Raw genomic sequence first — 18,584 nt, forward strand, 5'->3', positions numbered from 1 at the left:
CCAATATCTTTTGCCACCTGTTATATTTATAAAGAGTCCATAATTTCTTTTAATTCTTCCGGTTTGAACCCTACAGTTCTTCTTAATTCCTGATCATGTTCAAATAATATTACTGTGGGAACTGATCTGATTTTATATTTTACAGCCAGCTCAGGACTGTCAAACGGATTTACTTTTTCATACTCCACACCGCTTTTATCTAATAAATCTGACACCATTGCACATGGATTGCAGTCATTTTTTTCAAATTTTATTATCTTTTTCATATATATCTTCCCTTCGCAAACACTATATATAGTGTTTTTTAATATTTATAAATCTATATGTAGTATACAAACTATTTATAAAAAATTCAAACTATATTTTCATTTTATTTGTATATACTAACTAAAAATGATGTTTCAATATTGATTTCATTACTTTTCAGGAATATATATATTTTTTATATTTGTACATTTAGATTTATTCATAAAAAAATATGGTTCTCATAAATAAAGCCCTTGAATATACTGATAAAATACATATCTTTTTTTAACACAGCAAGTAAAATCAATGATAAAAATAATCATTTTTTTTATTTGCTCCAAATATTTCACTTATACTGAGATATAATCTTATATATTGATGCCGGATATTTTTCTGTAACACAGAATTAACTGATATGATACTGCCGGCAGGCAGCAGGAAGAGAGAAAATTTCTCTGAATGATACAGAGTATAATATTTACTTAATACAAACAGATTAAAATAGAAAATTAGTTTTTATTCTGAAAATTATTTTTGAATGCCTTAAAATATATCTTTCATTTATTAAATATAATTATCATAAAAATTACAAATAAAAAAAACACCATTACGGTGTCGTTTTATATCAATCTTTAGAATAAACCTGGAATATTTACTCCGCCTGTTACAAGCTCCATTTCTTTTTCTGCAAGCTCTTCGGCTTTTTCCAATACTTCGTTTACTGCATTTATGATCATATCTGCTACTATAGAAGCATCTTCATCCTCTACAGCATCTTTTAATATATCTAATGATAAATTCATTTCTAAAATCTGCTTTTGACCATTTGCTTTTATAGTTACTGCTCCGCCGCCTACTGATGTCTCCACTGTTTTATCTTTTAGCTCTTCTTGTATTTTTAGCATTTCCTGCTGCATTTGCTGAGCCTGTCTAATGATATCTTGCTGTCCGCCTTGTGATGCCCCTGGTTTTTTTATTTTTCTAACCATTGTTTATTAAGCCTCCTCAGAATTATAACTATATATTTTCAAAATTTTTTTAAAAAAAATGGTGGTGAGAGAAGGATTCGAACCTTCGAAGGCGTAGCCGTCAGATTTACAGTCTGATCCCTTTGGCCGCTCGGGAACCTCACCAGAAAATTAAATGGTGCCGCTTGTCGGATTCGAACCAACCACCTGCTGATTACAAGTCAGCTGCTCTACCAAATGAGCTAAAGCGGCACAAATATTAAATTGTTGGCGGGAGTGACGGGGCTCGAACCCGCGACCTCTGGCGTGACAGGCCAGCGCTCTAACCAGCTGAGCTACACCCCCACAGGGTGTCTTGAAATTATATAAACCAAATATTTCTTAAATGGTGGTCGCTACTGGGCTCGAACCAGTGACCCCCTGCTTGTAAGGCAGGTGCTCTCCCAACTGAGCTAAGCGACCGTAAAGGATTTAAGTTTGGTACGCCCTAGGGGGATCGAACCCCTGTTACCGGGATGAAAACCCGAGGTCCTGACCACTAGACGAAGGGCGCATAGTTTGAGGTGCTTGTTATCAAGCTTTTTCATATCCTCTCAAGACGAATAAGATAATATCATAAAAAAAAACTTTCGTCAACAATATTTTTGATATTTTTTTGTTTTTTTTCTTACTGTCTTCTAGAACCCTTGAAAACAAAGGATTTATTTTTTATAAAAAAAATGTTTTTTTTGCATTTTACAGCTGTTTTCCTATACAAATAATATCTGTTTTTTTTCAAAATAATGTATTTTTTTATATTTGATAAGTAAATAAATTTTTCAAAATTTCTTATTATTTATAATTTTATTTTTTTCATACATATATAGTAGATATATTTTTTATCTGCTGTTTTTATATTCTGAAAATTACTTTTACAGTGCTTTCTTACGCTTTTTTAATAACAGAATATTTTTCTAAGGCTTTTCTATGATTATTTATATTGTTTTTTTGGTATAATTTATAGTGTATGTTAAGAATTAAAAATTTGATAGGGAGGTAATACAATGAAAAATAAATTTATAATGACTTTAGCCTTAAGTTTAATAGTTGTCTCTTGTACAACTACAAATCCTGAGACAGGGAAAACACAGGCAAGTAAAACTACAATAGGTGCAGGGGCAGGAGCTGCTGCCGGTGCCGTACTAGGACAAATTATAGGTAAAGACACTAAAGGAACTGTAATAGGTACAGCTGCCGGTGCTGCAGTAGGAGCAGTTATTGGTAATGTTTTTGATAAACAGGAAGCTAAGTTAAGAGAGGATCTAAAAGGAACAGGTGTCGAGGTTACAAGAACAGCTGAGGGTGAAATTAAGCTGGTAGCTCCGGAAAATGTTACATTTGCTACTAACAGCAGTACTATTTCTTCGAGATTCACTAATACTCTTGATTCCATCGCGTCAGTATTAAAAGAATATCCTGATTCTAATATTACAGTATCGGGACATACAGACAGTACAGGAAATGATGCTATTAATAACCCGCTTTCTGTAAACAGAGCAAATAGTGTTGCTAATTACCTTAAACAGGAAGGTATTGCTTCCAGCAGAATAACTGCTGTAGGTTACGGAAGCAAACAGCCTGTAGCTTCTAACTCTACTTCTGACGGACGTGCACAAAACAGAAGAGTTGAAATAAAAATAACTGCAAAATAAGATTTATAACAAAAAACAGACTTGACCGGTTTATAAAGCCGTTAAAAGTCTGTTTTTCTATTTTAAAAAATAAATCTGCCTTAATAGCTGCAATAAAATCTATAATATTTTTTCCACTATAATAAACCTTCTGCCATCCTGTTCATATTTTTTGTTTGTCTTCTTAAAACCAAATTTTTCATAAAATCCTGTTTTTTCTATTCTTGAATTACACCATATCTTTTTTATATTATTTCTTCCTGCATAATCAATAACCTCATTAAGAAGCATTGTTCCGTATCCTTTTCCCTGCTCTGCTGCAAGAGTGGCAAATTTTCTGAATTGAATACTGTCATTTTCTGTAAATAAAGATATTACTGACATTAATTTATCATCTGCATAAAGCCCTAAATGTATCCCCTTTTCATCCTCTTCCAGCTTTACATATTCTATATCCTTTTCAGGATACATAACTTCATATCTTAATTTCCATACCCTGCTAAGCTCTGTTTCCTTTATCTGTAATTTCATATTTTTCTCCTGTTATAATTATTAGATTTTTTTTGATAATTGATTTTAATATTATAATTACAAATAAGTCAACTTTATTTTTGAACAGCCTTTTTTCATTTTCCCCATTGATAAATTAACCTATAAATGATATACTTTACACTTAGGAGGTATAACATGAAATTCTTTGATTTCATAAAAAGTTTTTTCATTTTTACAATAAAAGAAATATACTCGTTTTTTTTAAAATTATTACTTGCAATAGTTGTTTTTACAATTGTTTTTCTTATTTTTGCAGCTTCAATGGGGAAAATCCTTGAACAAAAAAATACTGTAAATAAGAATTATGAATATGTTGTATTTAATCCTTATGATCCTACCGAGGACAAATTAAATAACAAACTCTTTGTAAATTCCAAATATAATGTAAATTTTTATAAAATAGTCAATTCTGTAGATTATATAGCCCAGGATCCTAAAGTCAAAGGTGTTATTATTAATCTAGACCAGATTTCACTGAATTCTTCACAGATTGAAGAACTCATACCAAAATTTGAAAAAATAAAAAAGAGCGGAAAGAAGATATATGCCTATGGAAGCTATATCGATAATAATAAATATTCACTGGCAGTAAATGCAAGTGAAATCAGCATGGTTCCGTCAGCATCAGCAGATTTGTCAATTACAGGCTATCATTATTCAAGTCTGTATTATAAAAATCTTTTTGACAAGCTTGGAATTGATATTAAAGTTATCCATATTGGTGATTTTAAATCATACGGTGAGAATTATACAAGGACTTCCATCTCTGACGAGCTGAAAGGCGAGCTGACAAGAATTTTTGACAGAAGACTTGATATATTTACGGAAAATATTTCTAAAGCAAGAAAAATTGATAAAAATAAGCTTTCTGCTGATGTCATGAATGGCGACAGTTCTTTCCTCACTCCGTTTAATGCGAGGGACAGAGGATTTATTGATAAGCTGGAGTATTCTGGTCAGCTTTTTCAAAGACTTGGAATAACAGATGAAAATATCATTGATATATATGATTATGCGGCTAAGATGCGTGTACCTGAGAAAAAGGACAAAATAGCTGTTATTTATGCTGAAGGCCCTATTATGTATGATGAAAATACAGGAAACAATATTGCTATCACACCGGTTAGTATTGCTGAAAAGATAAAACAGCTGAAAAAAGTAAATAACCTTAAAGGTGTGGTATTAAGAATAAATTCACCGGGTGGTTCTGCCTTAAGTGCCGAGCTTATCTATCAGATGTTTTCTGAAATGCCTGTTCCTGTTTATGTTTCTATGGGAAGTACCGCAGCTTCAGGCGGCTATTATATAGCAATGGCAGGAGATAAAATTTTTGCAGACAAAAGTACTATTACCGGTTCTGTTGGTGTAGTAAGTACTATTCCAAAAATAAAAAAGGCAGCCGGTAATCTGGGGATAGACAGCAGCAGTATCACCAAAGGTAAATATTCTGATTTATATGACCCTTTTGTAGATTTAAGTGAAGAAAGTACGGAAAGATTACGTACAAGTATGCAGGATACATATAAAGAGTTCAAGTCAAGAGTTGAAAAAAACAGAGGCATCTCAGCTGATAAACTTGAGGAATATGCTCAGGGTAAAGTATGGCTCGGTGATGAAGCTAAGGAAATAGGGCTTGTTGACCAGATCGGCTCACTTGATGATACAATACAGGCAATGGCCAAGGATCTGAAATTACAAAATTACAGTGTAGAAGAAATCTTTGTAAAAGAAGATTATAATAAAGTTCTTCAAAGACTTTCGGGATATATCACAGCACAGGTAACTCTTATGGATATACCTAAAGTAATGAATGAAATAGAATTTTTAAAGCAAAATTCTGCAAAACCGCTTTATTATCTGCCATATGATATTAAATCACTTGTTTATTAATTTGGAAGATTTATAAATAAATTAAGAAGGAACCTTTGAAATTACACAATATTTTTCTTGTGTTATTTTCACTGGTTCCTGTTTTACTTTTCAGATAATTTTACTCTGTAATTACCTGAAAAATTCCAAAAAATACAAATCCGGAAATTTAATATCTAAATTTCCGGAATCTCATACGATTTTCCTGTATTATTTTATGAAGTCACAAGAGCTAGTTTGCTCTCATAAAATCCTATAATACAGCCTTTATTTATTAATTTTTTTACATTATACTTTCAATAGCAGGTATAATAAACTTTCCATCCAATGTTTCATGCAGTATCATTTTGACAATATTCTCCTTTGGGGGATTTGTTATCAGTGTCTGCTTACAGAATCGTATATGGTTTGTTCCGTTTACTATTTGTGCAGCACAATATAAAATTAGCACCCGCCGTATCCTTCATTATTTCTAAAAATACTATTGTCAGTTTTTGTGGTAAATTACATGGTTCCATTTTTAAAATCTTCCAGTTACCTGCCATAGCGGTTATCTCTTGGTATTTTTTATACCACTGTCCAAATCAAATCTTATTATTTTTCTCAAATATTTTAATAAAAATTATTTTATTCAATAAAAAAGATCTTGAGATATTGTTTTATACGCATTAAGCAGGAAGACTCCGTTTCAATAACAAAATCTATTTTAAGAATTATAAAAGTATAATTTTATTTTTATCAGATATTTTTTAATTTAAATTCTACAAATAAAATTATATTTATAAAATAAAACAGCATAATAAATTTATAGAATCCTTATATTTATTTATAACAGTTTATTTTCCATCATTACTGTAACACTCTATTATTTCTCCGAAATACATATAATGATAATCTTTTTGAGGATAATTAGCACTCTTAACATCCTCGGGAAATTCCTCGCCGTTCATGAGCTGTTTAAATCTTATTTTACATTCATAATACATGTCACACCCTTTTATTACAGGTGATTTTGTTAATTTAGAAGGGACAAATTCCACTATTTCAGATTTATCTATATCTATGCCTGATTTTGTGCCGCATATACCCAGTTCTTTATTTAAATTACTCCCAAAAGGAATACTCACTGTGAAATCTTCTCCGTTTTCCAACAGCTCATTCGTATATCTGTGCGGTCTTACCAAAACCATAAAATAAGGTTTATTCCACATAATTCCCATATATCCCCATCCTATAGTCATTGTGTTCACCTTAGTTCTTGATCTGACGCTTAAAAATGCCCCGTTTTTTATTTTTGACATTGTTTTTTCCATATTCATAGTAAAATCCATAATATCACCGCTTTCAATAATTTATAAACATAAAAAGACCTCTTAATTATAAGGTCTTTTTCTTATATATTTAATCTTTTTATTTCTTTTAAGAGCTCTCCTTCAGAAAAAGGTTTTGATAAAAAAGCCTTTGCCCCTGCTTCTTTTCCCAGTTTAACATAATTTGACAGCGCTACCATAGTGCTGCAAATTATAATATTGGCATTCGGATCAAAATTAGTAATCATTTGTGTAGCACGCAATCCGTGAATTTTAGGCATATTTATATCCATTGTTACCAGATCAGGCCTTCCTTCTTTATATAATTCCACTGCTTCTGCACCGTTTTCAGCTTCTGTTACTTCAAATCCGTTTCTTTCCAATATCTCTCTGATATCAGCCCTGATATAGGGTGTATCATCAACCACCAATGCTTTTTTAGCCATTTCTACCACCTCTACAAAAATAATTCAATTAATTTTTTGGCTTCTGCATCAGAATCGCAGGTACCTATTATTTCATTGTCTGGGAGTGCTTCTTTAAGCTGATAAAGTGCATTTCCCATAACATATCCTTTTCCTACCATTTTTAACATTTCATAATCATTAAAACCATCACCGAAAGCCACTACTTCAGACATTTTAATTTTTTCCTTTTTCATTAAAATCTTTATTGCATTGCCTTTATGAACTTCTATATCAAATACCTCCAGACATTCCGGAGTAACCATTGCTATATTTACATTGCCGTCTGTCAGTAAGAATAACTCTTTTTCCAGTCTCATCAAATGCTCGTGATCCCCTATGAAAAAAAACTTTGAAACTGACATCTGTTTTGCTTCTTCTACAGTTATTTTATGCGGCAGAAAATATTTCAGATCCTTGAAAGGATCCATTGTCATTTCTTCTGTAATATACCATACATTGTCAGAATACAGATTTAGAAATATTTCTTCCCCGTATTTTTTATAATCCATTTCCAGAATTTTTCTTATATACTTTTTTTCCAGATCATTTGCATATATTGTTTCCCCGTTTTCATCATTTATTCTTGCACCGTTTGATGTAATCAAAGGAACTTTTATTCCTATTGTTTCCATTATTCTTTTTGTATCAGGATAAGATCTTCCCGTTGCAATAAAGAATTTTACTCCTTTTTCCCTTATTTTGTTGATCACTTCTTTTGAAAATTCAGAAACTTCCTTTTCATTGTTTAATAAAGTACCGTCAAGGTCTGTTACGACTGCCCTGTACATTTTGAGCTCACCTCTTGTTTTTCCTTTATTCTACCACAATTTACCTGAAAAAGAAACTTTTTTAATTTATTTGCTTCTGTTTATATTTCATTCCTTGAGTTCAAATATTTCAATAAAAAAGCAAGTCTGTTTTTAGACCTGCCTGTTATTTGTTAACTGTTGATTATTGTTATTTATATGCTGCTGCACATATCACATTGCTGTTTTCTGTGAAATTTTTCCCTGATATATCATCATAAAACCCGCATTTATGAAAACCAGCCTCTCCAAGATCTCGGTGAAGCTCTTCTGCAGAAAAAGCTTTATTCCAGAGATTATAACATTTTACACTTTCTTCCTCCAGAATTACATATTGTTCAAGAAAAACCGCTGCTTCATAATATCTGTTGAATGAATAAAGGCAAACATACGGATTTTCGCTCCAGTATCCTCCGTTATTATATGACCAGCTTGTATTCTCCTCTTTCATTTGATATTCCTTTTCTGAAAAAACATCGAATATAAGCATTCCTCCCGGTTTTAGAGCTTTATATATTTTTTTTAACAGTATTTCCCTTTCTTCAGGATTTAATACTCCGAAATCACAGTAAATCAGTGTTATAATATCAAATTCTTCTGAATATTCCATCTCCAGATAGCTTTTTTGATAATATTTTATATTACTTCTTTTTTTTACAGTATTCTCTTTCGCATAATCTATTGAACGCCCGGAAATATCTATTCCTGTTACATCAAATCCTCTTTCTGCAAATAATTCCGCATAAATTCCCGGTCCGCACCCAAGATCCAAAAGTTTTTTTCTATTTTCTCCATCCGTTATTTCTTTTATCCAGTCAACAGATTTTTTTATAAAATCAAGTTTTCGTGTAGCACTTTCTAATTCAGTATTTAGGTGTGCAGCAAGCATTCCTTTTGATATATGGGGATCATCCCAAAATTTAAGTCCTGTTACTTCATAAGCTGCAGGTCTTTTTTCTAAATATTTTAGTAATAATCTATTCATAAAGTTGTTTTCTCCTATAATTTTTTAATTTTATTTCAGTTTGTCTGTTTTTTTTACATTCCATATCTCCCCATTATCATTTATCCTTTGGAAACAAAAATTCATCATTATATTAATAAATAAACTCAAGTTATCAAATTCAACGTTATTGTACCATATTTTTTTATAACTGAAAACTCCGAAATCAAATTTCCCGCTCTTCTTTTCTTTGAAATGCTTTCTTTTTTTTTCATTTTAGTTTATAATATGGTTAATGAGGTGATTTTATATGAATGATTTTAGTGAATATTTAAACTATTCTGATGAAGCTGACAAAGCTAAGCAGTTAAAAATTATGGATAAAATAATACTTAGTAAAGAAACAGAAGAAAAGGTCAAAGCTGTAAGCAAAAAAATCTCTTTTGTCATTTTTGCCGAACCTTACTGTCCTGACTGCAGAGCTTTTGTTCCCTTTATGGAGAAGTTCGCAGAGCTTAATCCTTTTATCCATGTTACATATTTGTCAAGAAAGGATAACCTTGAGCTCCTTGCTTCATTATCAAAAGAAGCAAAAATCCCCAGCATGTTTTCATATGTGAACGGTAAAGCTCATCTTGTTTATCTGGAACTTCCGAACTTTGTCTGGGAAAAAATAAAGGATGGAGAAGATTCAAGCGAGCTCCGTTATAATTATCGTACAGGAGTCTATAATAAAGAGGTAGAGAAAGAAATCCTTAATATTGTTTTGAAAGCAGATAAGGAAAATGACCTGCCTTAATATAATAATACTAAAAACAGGGACTATTTTGTTCCCTGATTTTATATCTAATAAAAAAGGGTGATTATTTTGAAAAACAATTTGATTATTTGCTGTTCACCTATTTCAGACAGCTGCAGTAATAAAATAAAAAACGGATTGATTGGTATTTTAAAAAAGAGAGATGAGAATGTAGAAGTAAGAGATCTTTACGCTCTCCAGTTTGACCCTGTCATCACTGAAAATGATATATCTTCGGCTTTTCAGGGAAAATACAGAGAAGATGTAATGAAAGAACAGGAATATTTGAAGAATGCCGACAGCGTATTTCTTATTTTCCCTATTTATTCATCAGCAATGCCTGCCTTAATGAAAGGATATATTGACAGAGTTCTTTCCCAAAACTTTGCCTACAGCTATAACAGCGACGGGAGCATTAATAAATTAATGACAGGAAAAACTATTTCAACTTTTTCACCTATGGGAGCAGCATTGAAATATTATGAGGAAAGCGGTGTCAAATCTGCTATGGATGCTATTTTTTCAGCAACTTTCTTATTTAGAGGCTTTGAAATTTCCAGTATCAATTATTTTGGTTCTGATAATCGTGAAAAAATGCTGTCTGAGCTTGAGAATTTAATATAAAATTTTTTTAAATCTATAATTTAAAACTGTCCGGCATACTGAAAGAGAATTTCAGAGAGCCGGACAGCTTTTATATTAACAAGTATATTTAATTTTAGGATTTTTCTTTTCCGATTTTATTAATTATAATTCCTGTTTTAAAATATGTCCCATTTTATATTTTTTTGTTTTCAAATAATTTCTGTCTACATCATTTGATTTTATTTCCAGTTCTTCTCTGTCAGATACTTTTATCCCGTATTTTTCCAGTCCGTTTATTTTTTGCGGGTTATTTGTCATAATTGAAACTGATTTTATTTCCATATCCTTTATTATTTGTGCTGCTACGGCATAATCTCTCATGTCATCGCCGAACCCCAGTTGATGATTAGCCTCTATAGTATCATATCCTTCATCTTGAAGATTATAAGCTTTCAGTTTGTTTATAAGTCCTATTCCTCTGCCTTCCTGTCTAAGATAAATAAGTATCCCCTCTCCTTTTTCCTCAAGTTCAGCCAGAGCTCTTTCCAGCTGCTCTCCGCAGTCACATCTTTTAGAGCCGAATACATCCCCGGTAAGACATTCAGAGTGCAGTCTTGTGCTTACATTTTCTTTTCCTTTTATTTCTCCTTTTATCATGACAACATATTCTTTCTTTTCTATTTTATCATTGTAAGCAGCTATTTTAAAATTGCCGTATTTAGTAGGAAGATTGGCGGTAACTTCTCTTTGAACCAGTTTTTCATTTATTTTTCTATATAATATCAGATCCTCGATTGTTATTATTTTAAGATTATTGTCTCCGGCAAATTTCAAAAGATCATCTCTTCTTGCCATCGTACCGTCATCTTTTAATATTTCTATTATTACCCCGACTTCCTGAAAACCTGCTATTCTGCATATATCCACTGCTGCCTCGGTATGTCCCTTTCTTTCAAGAACACCGTTTTCTTTTGCTATCAGGGGAAATATATGTCCGGGCTTTCTAAAATCATTTTCTCCTTTGGCATTATCAGCAAGATCTTTAATTGTGGCAAGTCTGTCCTGTACTGATATCCCTGTAGTAGTATTCTCATATGAATCCACAGATACTGTAAAAGCTGTTCCGTGACTATCAGTATTTTTTTCTGCCATATAATAAAGCCCCAGTCTGTCTGCTCTGTCCTTTGTGAGCGGTACACACATAAGTCCTCTTGCCTCTTTTACCATGAAATTTACCACTTCTTCACTTATCGTTTCCGCAGGAATAAAAAGATCCCCTTCATTTTCCCTGTTCTCATCATCTACAATAATAACCGGCTTTCCATTTCTAATGTCCTCAAGAGCTTCATTTATAGTATTAAACATGTTATTTCTCCTCTCTAAAAACCATTTTTGCTCAAAAATTCCTGTGTCAATCCTGTTTCTTTTTCTGAATTAAGTATTTTTTCTACATATTTTGCAAATAAGTCTGTTTCTATATTAACCAGGTCTCCGTTTTTTTTACTTCCCAGTATAATATTTTTTATGGTATGAGGAATCAGAGATACACTAAAGGTATCATTTTCTGCATCAATTACTGTCAGACTTGCTCCGTCCAATGTAATTCTTCCTTTTTCCACTACATATTTCATATATTTTTTGTCCATCTTTATTTTATAATGTCTGGCTATTCCATTTGTTTCTACCGAGATAATCTCACCTTCACACTCAACATCTCCTGTCACCAGATGTCCTCCAAGCGGCTTTGAAAGAGTCAAAGATTTTTCAAGATTAACTTTATCTCCTGAACGCAGTCTTTTCAGATTTGATCTGTTTATTGTTTCGTACATCGCATCTGCCGTAAATAAATTTTTTTTATATCCTGTTACTGTAAGACAAACTCCATTCACAGCAATACTGTCACCTATATTTACATTTTCCAGAACCTTTTCCGCTTCTATTTCTATCTCAAGTCCCTGATTTTTATTTTTTATATTTGCTATTTTCCCTATTTCCTCTATTAATCCTGTAAAAATGATATCAGCTCCTTTCTGCTATACTTCCTGCAATTCAAATTCCACTCCTATATTATTTCCGTATAAATTATATTTTATGTTTCTGAGTATTATCGAATCACTGATCTTCTCAGTTGAAAAACCGCTTATAAAACTTTTTCCGCTGCTGTCTCCGAGAATTTTATCAGAAATAAATATCTCGCCGCCATCTATCAATTTCTCGCTAAAAGCCTTTGAAATCATTTTTTCTCCACCTTCAAGCAAAACAGAATCTATCTTGGCTCTCCCAAGTTCTCTCAGAATATCTGAAACAGAAAATTCATAATCCGGCAGCGTTATGAATTTTATGCCAAATTCATTTTCCAATTCTGAATATTTGGCTGTCCCTGTATTATTTTCCGAAGTTATAATTATAGTTTTTTTATCATAATTATTAGATATTATATTAAGCTCTGTATTTACCTTTAAGTGCGGATCTACTATGATTCTCAGCGGATTGACACCGTTTTCTATTCTTGCGGTTAATCTTGGATTATCATTTAATACTGTTCCTATTCCTACCATTATTCCCATAAATTTATTTCTGTAAAACTGCACTTTTTCCCTTGCGGTCTCATTGCTTATCCACTTGGAATCACCATTTCTTGATGCTATTTTGCCATCCAGCGTTATAGCACATTTTAAAAATAAATAAGGTATTTTTTCTTTTATATATTTGAAGAAAGCTTTATTAATATTGTCACACTCTTCTTTTAATACACCAGTATGTACTTCTATATCATTCTCTTTCAGCATTTCTATTCCCTTGCCTGAAACAAGAGGATTGGGATCTATCGAACCCACAAAGCATCTTTTTATTCCGGATTCAATTATTTTTTTTGCACATGGCGGTGTTTTCCCATAATGGGAGCAAGGCTCCAGAGTTACATATATATCCGCTCCCTCTGCACTTTTTCCTGCTTCATCCAGTGCATAAACCTCTGCATGAGGCCCGCCGTATACTCCATGATAGCCCTTTCCTACCACTGTACCGTCTTTTACAACTACAGCCCCTACTAAAGGGTTGGGATTCACATGTCCTAATCCTTTTTCAGCAATCTCCAAAGCCATTTCCATATATTTTTTATCCATATGTTTCCTTTCAATACTTTAACTCAATACAGCTGTTTATATTTATTGTCAAAGTATTAGTTTTCAATCTGCTTTATTAAATTTACCATTTCTATTGCTGACATTGCTGCTTCAAAACCTTTATTTCCTGCTTTCGTCCCGGCTCTTTCTATAGCTTCTTCTATATTATTTGTAGTAAGTACTCCGAAAATAACCGGAATTTCACTGTCCAAAGCTACATGAGCCACACCTTTGGAAACTTCAGCACTCACATAATCAAAATGTGGTGTAGAACCTTTTATTACAGCTCCAAGTGTTATTACTACATCATATTTTTTTGAGTTTGCCATTTTTTTAGCTATCAATGGTATCTCAAAAGCTCCCGGAACCCATGCTGTTTCTATATTTTCCAAATTTGTTTCATGTCTTGTCAGACCATCCACTGCTCCTTCCAGCAATTTGGAAGTTATAAATTCATTAAATCTTCCTGCTACAATTCCCACTCTCAAACCTTTTCCACTAAACATTCCTTCTAGTTTTTTCATTTTCTATTCCTCCTGATAGTTTTTTGAAAAACATAAGCAACAGTTTGGATTTTAATAGTCTTATTGGCAGCTTATCTCATTTTATTTTCACCATATTTTAGATATAAATAAGCCGAAGCACTATTATTATAAATAAAAAAATCCGGATCATAAATCAAATCCAGAGCGTATATATCAAAAAAGCGATATATTTTATTTACTTACTTCTTTCATCCAGACTTTACTGTCGGTACTGGAATTACACCAGTTCATGCTTAAATATAAGCTCGTGGACTTTACCACCGGTCGGGAATTTAACCCTGCCCTGAAGTTTATTTGTTTTTCTAAGTTTATAATATAATATTTTTCTTATTATGTCAAATATTTTCTCATTGCTTTTTTAAATCCAGCAGAAAGATAATTAATTTATATAAAATATCAGTTTTACGGAATAAAACTGGAGGATAAAATTTTTCTAATCCTCCATAACTTTTTTCAATTCTTCCTTACTTGGACTTACTTGCAAATATCTGTGTATTTTCTTCAGGAAGTGTCATCTCCACGATTGTCTCACTTTTGTCCTTACACAAAATTATTCCTATTATTTTATTTTCATCTTCATTTTTTATTTTTCTGTCATAATAATTGACATACATCTGCATTTGCCCCAGATCCTGATGTTTTAATTCTCCTATTTTCAAATCTATTAATCTGTTATCCTAATATTCTTTTCTAATTCTTCAGACAGTGTCTGAAGAATTGATCTTTTTGAATATATTATGTAAAACTTTCTCATTTGTGTTAAATTTGTGAAAGACAATCCCTTACCAAATTCTTTTGTCAATATTTTGGATATATTTTCCACAAGCTGTTTTCCATATTCTGCATGTTTTTCTCCTTTCTGTTTTTCTTCTACTATTCTTCAGCCTACTTCATAATAAGTATAAGTCATTATGCTATCTACAGTTCTTTTGACTTTATTTCTTGCATTATTTAATAACTCAACTACTTCTTTATAAAATTTCTGATTTCCTAGCCGCATATAATCCCCTTTTAAATTTTTTATTTAATTATTAGTATTGTATAATTTTTCATTTACTATAGTATACTTAATTTCTGCTTTAAGAATAATATCGCTTATTCTCATTTTACTTTTTCTATGGTACTATATTAATATAATTTGTACTAAGAAAGGAATATAACATGAAGACTTTTGAACAAAAACTGGATGATTATGCAAAATTAATCACCAAAATAGGACTTAATATACAAAAAGACCAGGATTTTATTATTACTGCTCCTGTTTCTGCAGTAGAATTTATAAGATTAATAGTAAAAGAAGCATATTCACTTGGAGCTAAGGAAATTTATTACAGATGGTATGATGATGAATTATCTCTGATACGATATAATAATGCTCCGGATAGTGTCTTTGACACATTTCCGAAGTGGATGGCTGAAGGGTACACAGAGCTTGTAAAAAATGGTGCTGCTGTATTGTCTGTATTTGTTTCTGACCCTGAATTGCTGAAAGACGTTGATCCTGATAAAATAAAAAGAGACACTATTACGAAATCAAATACTTTCAAAGAATATAAAGATTATGTTATGAACGGCAGCAGTAACTGGTGTGTAGTTTCTGTTCCGAGTATTCCGTGGGCGAAAAGTGTCTATAAAGATGAAAAAGATTCTGAAGCTGTTTCCAAGCTCTGGGATTCTATTTTTGAAATAAATAGAATTAATACTGCCGATCCAATACAGGCATGGAAAGATCATTTCGAAAAACTTGAAAAATTTAAAATATATCTGAATGAAAAGCAATTTGCAAAGCTTTACTATAAAGGTGAAAATACTGATCTTACTGTAGATCTGCCAAAAAATCATATTTGGCAGGGCGGCTGTGAACATACTACTAAAGGGCTCGTCTTTGCAGCTAATATTCCTACGGAAGAAGTTTTCTGTATGCCTTATAAATATGGTGTAAATGGTGTTTTGAGCAGTACAATGCCTTTAGAGTATAACGGTAATATTATTGATAATTTCAAGTTCTATTTTGAAAATGGAAAAATAGTAAGCTTTGAGGCTGAAAAAGGATATGCTACACTCGAAAATCTTCTGAGCTCCGATGAGGCTTCAAGATATCTGGGAGAAGTAGCTATTGTTCCTGTTTCTTCACCTATTTATAAAACCGGCCTTATTTTTTACAATACTCTTTATGATGAAAATGCAAGCTGTCACTTTGCTCTTGGAAGTGCCTATCCAAACTGTATAAAAAATGGCGAAAACATGACAAAAGAAGAGCGGGAAAAAGCCGGTGTTAATGATAGTATCATCCATGTGGATTTTATGGTAGGAAATGATAAGCTTTCCATTATCGGAGAAACAGAATCCGGTGAAAAAATTTCTATTTTCAAAAACGGTGAATGGGATATTTAAAAAAATAGCAGTATTACAATCGCGCAATACTGCTTTTTTATAAAAAAACTGTGCTAAAACTTTCACTTTGGCACAGTTTGAATCAATCTATATTAGTCCATATAATTCTCTGGGAATAAAACTCTTTCTACTCCTTCAATAATAATATGTAAAATCATCATATGTACTTCCTGAACTCTGTCTGATGTTTTTGCATTTATTATGAACTCGTAATCGCACATTCCTTTCAGCTGTCCGCCGTCTTTTCCAAGAAGTGCAACTGTCTTTAGTCCTTTTTCTTTTGCCACTTTTACTGCTTCAATTATATTCTTTGAATTTCCCGAAGTCGAAAGTCCTAAAAAGAAGTCTCCTTCCTGTCCGAACGCTTCTACTCCTTTAGAAAATATTGCATCAAATCCATAATCGTTTCCTACACAAGTTATATGTGAAGAATCAGAAATGCTTATTGACGGTAATGCGGGTCTTTCTTTTCTAAATCTTCCAGTGAATTCTTCAGCAAAGTGCATAGCATCACAGTTACTTCCGCCGTTTCCTGCAATTAATGATTTTTTCCCGTTTTTATAAGCATCTGCCAATTCTGTAGCTATTTTCCCTATTGTTTCAAAATTTTTCTCATCCTTAATAAATGCTCCAAGTACTTCATACTCTTCTAAAAATGATTGCTTTAAAATTTGATCCATATTTTCCTCCTATTTTTTTATATCACTCATTATTTCATAGTTTTTCAAAAATTCCACAAATTTACTTATTCCTTCTTTATCTTCATTTTCCCTGATTAAAACTATCTGAAATCTGTCCTCTGATTTTTCAAAGCTGTGAATTGTTTTTAAAATTCCTTTTTCTACTTCTTCATAAACACTGTAATAAGGCAGTATCGCAAAACCTAGCCCTTGTTTTAGAAGGTTTTTCATAGTTTCTATACTCCCGTTTACTGCTATTCTCTTTTCAAGGTTAAATCCTATTATTTTTTCAAAAAAATCAAGATATTTAGTTGTCAAAAGTGTATCTCTTTTCAAAAGAGGTACTTCTTTCAAGTCTTCATAAGACTCTACATCTACGGAAGTTACCACTACAAAAGGATATTCATCAGTTTCTATAACCTTTATTTCCTTATCTTCTATGAAATACTCTTCCATAAGAGCAATATCTACTGTTCCTTCCTTCAGATGCTTTACCAGTGATTCCTTGTTCTTTATGTATAAATCAAATTCTATTTCCGGAAATTTTTTTCTGAATTCTATCATAATTCTCGGCAGTATCGGCTCACCAATATTATGTGTTGCACCAATTGATATTTTTCCCTTTTTATACTGAAGAATTTTCTTCATTTCATTTTCCATTCTTGAAATTCTTTCAAATACATCCTGTGACATTTTAAATAATTCTTTTCCAGCAAAAGTCAGCTTAAAGTTTTTTGAATTCCTCTCTATAAGCTGCAATCCCAAAGTATGTTCCAGTTTTTTTATCTGTATGGAAACAGCCGACTGACTTATATAAAGCTTTTTGGCGGCTTTTGTGAAGCTTTTTTCATTACACGCCTCAAAGAATATTTTTAAATGGTGTATATCCATAACACTCTCCTAATCATTTACAAATTATATTTAATTATATATCACTTTTAAGTATTTGTCCAGTAAGTTATTTTTTATAAATGCATTCTTTTTTCTAATTCTTCATCGTACTCTTCATAAAAATGTTTAAACATTAAACCAAATACTATTAGAGGTATCGATGCAAGCAGTGACCACGAAATTTTTCCGCTTATGATAATTTCAATGGATATAATAAATATCCCTATCAGTATCAAAAAATAATTAAAAACCTTTATTTTTGATTTCTTATGTTTTTTTATTTTGGAAAAAATAAGACCCAGTATAAAAAAACTTATTACTATAGGTATTCCTATCTTTACAGACCAAGTCAGTTTTTCATCATACAGGTCAAGAATCAAAAGAAACACTGTAAGACTGGTACTAAGCAATAAAAGATTTTTTTTCAGATTCCACCCGTCAGTAGCTATAAAAACTGCAATATTTGTAAGAATCAGCGAAGGAATAACAAAATATCCCCAAGTCAGTCTTCCGTTAATTGCAATATTTCCAAGCAATACCTCAAGAATAGAGATAACTGATAGTGTAAGCATTATAAAATATAACCTGCTTTTTATTTTCTTTTTATTCATTTTGTACAGATTTATTTTTACCTCGGGATATTCTTCTTCCGGCTCCTGAGTTAATTCCTCATACATTACTTTAGTCTTGCATAATGGACACTCTTTTCTGCCCCTTTCTAATTCAACACCACA

At 31.8% G+C, this 18,584-nt stretch carries 22 protein-coding genes, 5 tRNA genes and 1 riboswitch; of the genes, 5 read left to right on the forward strand and 22 right to left on the reverse strand.

Going from position 1 to position 18,584, the window contains the following annotated elements; translation table 11 throughout:
• Window positions 1-26 precede the first annotated feature (26 nt).
• From STERM_RS13600 to STERM_RS13630, 7 genes are all read right to left on the reverse strand, one after another.
• Entirely contained in the window at window positions 27-266 is a 240-nt protein-coding gene (locus STERM_RS13600; RefSeq protein ID WP_012862206.1) for a thioredoxin domain-containing protein, read from the reverse strand.
• A 612-nt stretch (window positions 267-878) separates the two neighbouring features.
• Window positions 879-1,235: a YbaB/EbfC family nucleoid-associated protein gene (locus STERM_RS13605; protein ID WP_012862207.1), complete on the reverse strand. Its 357-nt coding sequence runs from the start codon at window positions 1,233-1,235 to the stop codon at window positions 879-881.
• Window positions 1,236-1,294: 59 nt separating this feature from the next.
• A tRNA-Tyr gene (locus tag STERM_RS13610) sits at window positions 1,295-1,379 on the reverse strand.
• Window positions 1,380-1,390: 11 nt separating this feature from the next.
• Window positions 1,391-1,466, reverse strand: a tRNA-Thr gene (locus tag STERM_RS13615).
• Window positions 1,467-1,482: 16 nt separating this feature from the next.
• Window positions 1,483-1,559 (reverse strand) — tRNA-Asp (locus STERM_RS13620).
• A gap of 41 nt (window positions 1,560-1,600) precedes the next feature.
• Window positions 1,601-1,676: transfer RNA gene (locus STERM_RS13625), tRNA-Val, on the reverse strand.
• Between the two features lie 16 nt (window positions 1,677-1,692).
• Window positions 1,693-1,767: transfer RNA gene (locus STERM_RS13630), tRNA-Glu, on the reverse strand.
• Window positions 1,768-2,257: 490 nt separating this feature from the next.
• Between STERM_RS13630 and STERM_RS13635 the strand changes: the two genes are divergently transcribed.
• Window positions 2,258-2,905 carry a YiaD family glycine zipper/OmpA-like lipoprotein gene (locus tag STERM_RS13635; RefSeq protein ID WP_012862208.1) on the forward strand — a complete coding sequence of 216 codons (648 nt, stop codon included), beginning with the start codon at window positions 2,258-2,260 and terminating at the stop codon, window positions 2,903-2,905.
• A 99-nt stretch (window positions 2,906-3,004) separates the two neighbouring features.
• Here STERM_RS13635 and STERM_RS13640 read toward each other — a convergent pair whose 3' ends face one another.
• Window positions 3,005-3,415 carry a GNAT family N-acetyltransferase gene (locus STERM_RS13640; protein WP_012862209.1) on the reverse strand — a complete coding sequence of 137 codons (411 nt, stop codon included), beginning with the start codon at window positions 3,413-3,415 and terminating at the stop codon, window positions 3,005-3,007.
• 156 nt (window positions 3,416-3,571) lie between these two features.
• On the opposite strand from STERM_RS13640, the gene sppA reads away from it, so the two are divergent.
• Window positions 3,572-5,326 (forward strand): signal peptide peptidase SppA, encoded by a 1,755-nt coding sequence (gene sppA, locus STERM_RS13645; RefSeq protein ID WP_012862210.1) that lies wholly within the window; start codon window positions 3,572-3,574, stop codon window positions 5,324-5,326.
• 262 nt (window positions 5,327-5,588) lie between these two features.
• On the opposite strand, the gene STERM_RS22555 is transcribed toward sppA, so the two are convergent.
• The 5 genes from STERM_RS22555 to STERM_RS13665 all read right to left on the reverse strand — a co-directional run bounded on the left by STERM_RS22555 (window position 5,589) and on the right by STERM_RS13665 (window position 8,873).
• Window positions 5,589-5,756: a hypothetical protein gene (locus tag STERM_RS22555; protein WP_244407171.1), complete on the reverse strand. Its 168-nt coding sequence runs from the start codon at window positions 5,754-5,756 to the stop codon at window positions 5,589-5,591.
• 385 nt (window positions 5,757-6,141) lie between these two features.
• A complete protein-coding gene (locus STERM_RS13650; protein WP_041310015.1) occupies window positions 6,142-6,636 on the reverse strand; it encodes a flavin reductase family protein in 495 nt (164 codons plus the stop codon).
• Window positions 6,637-6,698: 62 nt separating this feature from the next.
• Window positions 6,699-7,061: a response regulator gene (locus tag STERM_RS13655; protein ID WP_012862212.1), complete on the reverse strand. Its 363-nt coding sequence runs from the start codon at window positions 7,059-7,061 to the stop codon at window positions 6,699-6,701.
• 11 nt (window positions 7,062-7,072) lie between these two features.
• The gene (locus tag STERM_RS13660) at window positions 7,073-7,870 is read right to left on the reverse strand and encodes a Cof-type HAD-IIB family hydrolase (RefSeq protein WP_012862213.1); all 798 of its coding nucleotides are present in this window, start codon (window positions 7,868-7,870) and stop codon (window positions 7,073-7,075) included.
• A 169-nt stretch (window positions 7,871-8,039) separates the two neighbouring features.
• On the reverse strand, window positions 8,040-8,873 hold the full coding sequence (locus tag STERM_RS13665) for a class I SAM-dependent methyltransferase (protein WP_012862214.1): 834 nt from the start codon (window positions 8,871-8,873) through the stop codon (window positions 8,040-8,042).
• A 268-nt stretch (window positions 8,874-9,141) separates the two neighbouring features.
• Here STERM_RS13665 and STERM_RS13670 point away from each other — a divergent pair, with 268 nt between their 5' ends.
• Both STERM_RS13670 and STERM_RS13675 read left to right on the forward strand, forming a co-directional pair.
• Window positions 9,142-9,630: a thioredoxin family protein gene (locus tag STERM_RS13670; RefSeq protein WP_012862215.1), complete on the forward strand. Its 489-nt coding sequence runs from the start codon at window positions 9,142-9,144 to the stop codon at window positions 9,628-9,630.
• A gap of 69 nt (window positions 9,631-9,699) precedes the next feature.
• Window positions 9,700-10,254 carry an NAD(P)H-dependent oxidoreductase gene (locus STERM_RS13675; protein WP_012862216.1) on the forward strand — a complete coding sequence of 185 codons (555 nt, stop codon included), beginning with the start codon at window positions 9,700-9,702 and terminating at the stop codon, window positions 10,252-10,254.
• A 123-nt stretch (window positions 10,255-10,377) separates the two neighbouring features.
• Here STERM_RS13675 and STERM_RS13680 read toward each other — a convergent pair whose 3' ends face one another.
• The 6 genes from STERM_RS13680 to STERM_RS22565 all read right to left on the reverse strand — a co-directional run bounded on the left by STERM_RS13680 (window position 10,378) and on the right by STERM_RS22565 (window position 14,762).
• The gene (locus tag STERM_RS13680; protein WP_012862217.1) at window positions 10,378-11,580 is read right to left on the reverse strand and encodes a bifunctional 3,4-dihydroxy-2-butanone-4-phosphate synthase/GTP cyclohydrolase II; all 1,203 of its coding nucleotides are present in this window, start codon (window positions 11,578-11,580) and stop codon (window positions 10,378-10,380) included.
• Between the two features lie 14 nt (window positions 11,581-11,594).
• Complete coding sequence (locus tag STERM_RS13685; RefSeq protein WP_012862218.1) at window positions 11,595-12,230, reverse strand: riboflavin synthase; 636 nt, start codon at window positions 12,228-12,230, stop codon at window positions 11,595-11,597.
• An 18-nt stretch (window positions 12,231-12,248) separates the two neighbouring features.
• Window positions 12,249-13,340: a bifunctional diaminohydroxyphosphoribosylaminopyrimidine deaminase/5-amino-6-(5-phosphoribosylamino)uracil reductase RibD gene (gene ribD, locus STERM_RS13690; RefSeq protein ID WP_012862219.1), complete on the reverse strand. Its 1,092-nt coding sequence runs from the start codon at window positions 13,338-13,340 to the stop codon at window positions 12,249-12,251.
• Between the two features lie 56 nt (window positions 13,341-13,396).
• Complete coding sequence (ribH, locus tag STERM_RS13695; protein ID WP_012862220.1) at window positions 13,397-13,864, reverse strand: 6,7-dimethyl-8-ribityllumazine synthase; 468 nt, start codon at window positions 13,862-13,864, stop codon at window positions 13,397-13,399.
• 197 nt (window positions 13,865-14,061) lie between these two features.
• Window positions 14,062-14,180: riboswitch (FMN riboswitch) on the reverse strand.
• 169 nt (window positions 14,181-14,349) lie between these two features.
• Window positions 14,350-14,544, reverse strand: a complete 195-nt coding sequence (locus STERM_RS22560) for a PDDEXK nuclease domain-containing protein (protein WP_244407173.1) — start codon at window positions 14,542-14,544, stop codon at window positions 14,350-14,352.
• 5 nt (window positions 14,545-14,549) lie between these two features.
• Entirely contained in the window at window positions 14,550-14,762 is a 213-nt protein-coding gene (locus STERM_RS22565) for a DUF1016 N-terminal domain-containing protein (protein ID WP_256595015.1), read from the reverse strand.
• 284 nt (window positions 14,763-15,046) lie between these two features.
• On the opposite strand from STERM_RS22565, the gene STERM_RS13700 reads away from it, so the two are divergent.
• Window positions 15,047-16,279, forward strand: coding sequence for an aminopeptidase (locus STERM_RS13700; protein WP_012862221.1), 1,233 nt, complete (start codon window positions 15,047-15,049; stop codon window positions 16,277-16,279).
• Between the two features lie 92 nt (window positions 16,280-16,371).
• On the opposite strand, the gene gmhA is transcribed toward STERM_RS13700, so the two are convergent.
• The 3 genes from gmhA to STERM_RS13715 form a co-directional block, all read right to left on the reverse strand.
• The gene (gmhA, locus tag STERM_RS13705) at window positions 16,372-16,959 is read right to left on the reverse strand and encodes a D-sedoheptulose 7-phosphate isomerase (RefSeq protein ID WP_012862222.1); all 588 of its coding nucleotides are present in this window, start codon (window positions 16,957-16,959) and stop codon (window positions 16,372-16,374) included.
• A gap of 9 nt (window positions 16,960-16,968) precedes the next feature.
• Window positions 16,969-17,850 (reverse strand): LysR family transcriptional regulator, encoded by an 882-nt coding sequence (locus STERM_RS13710; RefSeq protein ID WP_012862223.1) that lies wholly within the window; start codon window positions 17,848-17,850, stop codon window positions 16,969-16,971.
• A gap of 74 nt (window positions 17,851-17,924) precedes the next feature.
• Window positions 17,925-18,527: a DUF6320 domain-containing protein gene (locus STERM_RS13715; RefSeq protein ID WP_169305410.1), complete on the reverse strand. Its 603-nt coding sequence runs from the start codon at window positions 18,525-18,527 to the stop codon at window positions 17,925-17,927.
• Window positions 18,528-18,584: the final 57 nt, after the last annotated feature.

Origin of the sequence: Sebaldella termitidis ATCC 33386 (assembly GCF_000024405.1) — a bacterium.
GTDB classification, from domain to species: Bacteria; Fusobacteriota; Fusobacteriia; order Fusobacteriales; family Leptotrichiaceae; genus Sebaldella; species Sebaldella termitidis.

Excerpts from the sequence above, each read along its gene's own strand:
- STERM_RS13600 (WP_012862206.1), bottom strand. The coding sequence starts at position 266 with ATGAAAAAGATAATAAAATTTGAAAAAAATGACTGCAATCCATGTGCA.
- STERM_RS13700 (WP_012862221.1), top strand. The coding sequence starts at position 15,047 with ATGAAGACTTTTGAACAAAAACTGGATGATTATGCAAAATTAATCACC.
- STERM_RS13665 (WP_012862214.1), bottom strand. The coding sequence starts at position 8,873 with ATGAATAGATTATTACTAAAATATTTAGAAAAAAGACCTGCAGCTTAT.
- STERM_RS13650 (WP_041310015.1), bottom strand. The coding sequence starts at position 6,636 with ATGGATTTTACTATGAATATGGAAAAAACAATGTCAAAAATAAAAAAC.
- STERM_RS13715 (WP_169305410.1), bottom strand. The coding sequence starts at position 18,527 with ATGTATGAGGAATTAACTCAGGAGCCGGAAGAAGAATATCCCGAGGTA.
- sppA (WP_012862210.1), top strand. The coding sequence starts at position 3,572 with ATGAAATTCTTTGATTTCATAAAAAGTTTTTTCATTTTTACAATAAAA.
- STERM_RS13635 (WP_012862208.1), top strand. The coding sequence starts at position 2,258 with ATGAAAAATAAATTTATAATGACTTTAGCCTTAAGTTTAATAGTTGTC.
- STERM_RS13670 (WP_012862215.1), top strand. The coding sequence starts at position 9,142 with ATGAATGATTTTAGTGAATATTTAAACTATTCTGATGAAGCTGACAAA.
- STERM_RS13710 (WP_012862223.1), bottom strand. The coding sequence starts at position 17,850 with ATGGATATACACCATTTAAAAATATTCTTTGAGGCGTGTAATGAAAAA.
- STERM_RS13655 (WP_012862212.1), bottom strand. The coding sequence starts at position 7,061 with ATGGCTAAAAAAGCATTGGTGGTTGATGATACACCCTATATCAGGGCT.
- gmhA (WP_012862222.1), bottom strand. The coding sequence starts at position 16,959 with ATGGATCAAATTTTAAAGCAATCATTTTTAGAAGAGTATGAAGTACTT.
- ribD (WP_012862219.1), bottom strand. The coding sequence starts at position 13,340 with ATGGATAAAAAATATATGGAAATGGCTTTGGAGATTGCTGAAAAAGGA.
- STERM_RS13605 (WP_012862207.1), bottom strand. The coding sequence starts at position 1,235 with ATGGTTAGAAAAATAAAAAAACCAGGGGCATCACAAGGCGGACAGCAA.
- ribH (WP_012862220.1), bottom strand. The coding sequence starts at position 13,864 with ATGAAAAAACTAGAAGGAATGTTTAGTGGAAAAGGTTTGAGAGTGGGA.
- STERM_RS13640 (WP_012862209.1), bottom strand. The coding sequence starts at position 3,415 with ATGAAATTACAGATAAAGGAAACAGAGCTTAGCAGGGTATGGAAATTA.
- STERM_RS13660 (WP_012862213.1), bottom strand. The coding sequence starts at position 7,870 with ATGTACAGGGCAGTCGTAACAGACCTTGACGGTACTTTATTAAACAAT.
- STERM_RS13680 (WP_012862217.1), bottom strand. The coding sequence starts at position 11,580 with ATGTTTAATACTATAAATGAAGCTCTTGAGGACATTAGAAATGGAAAG.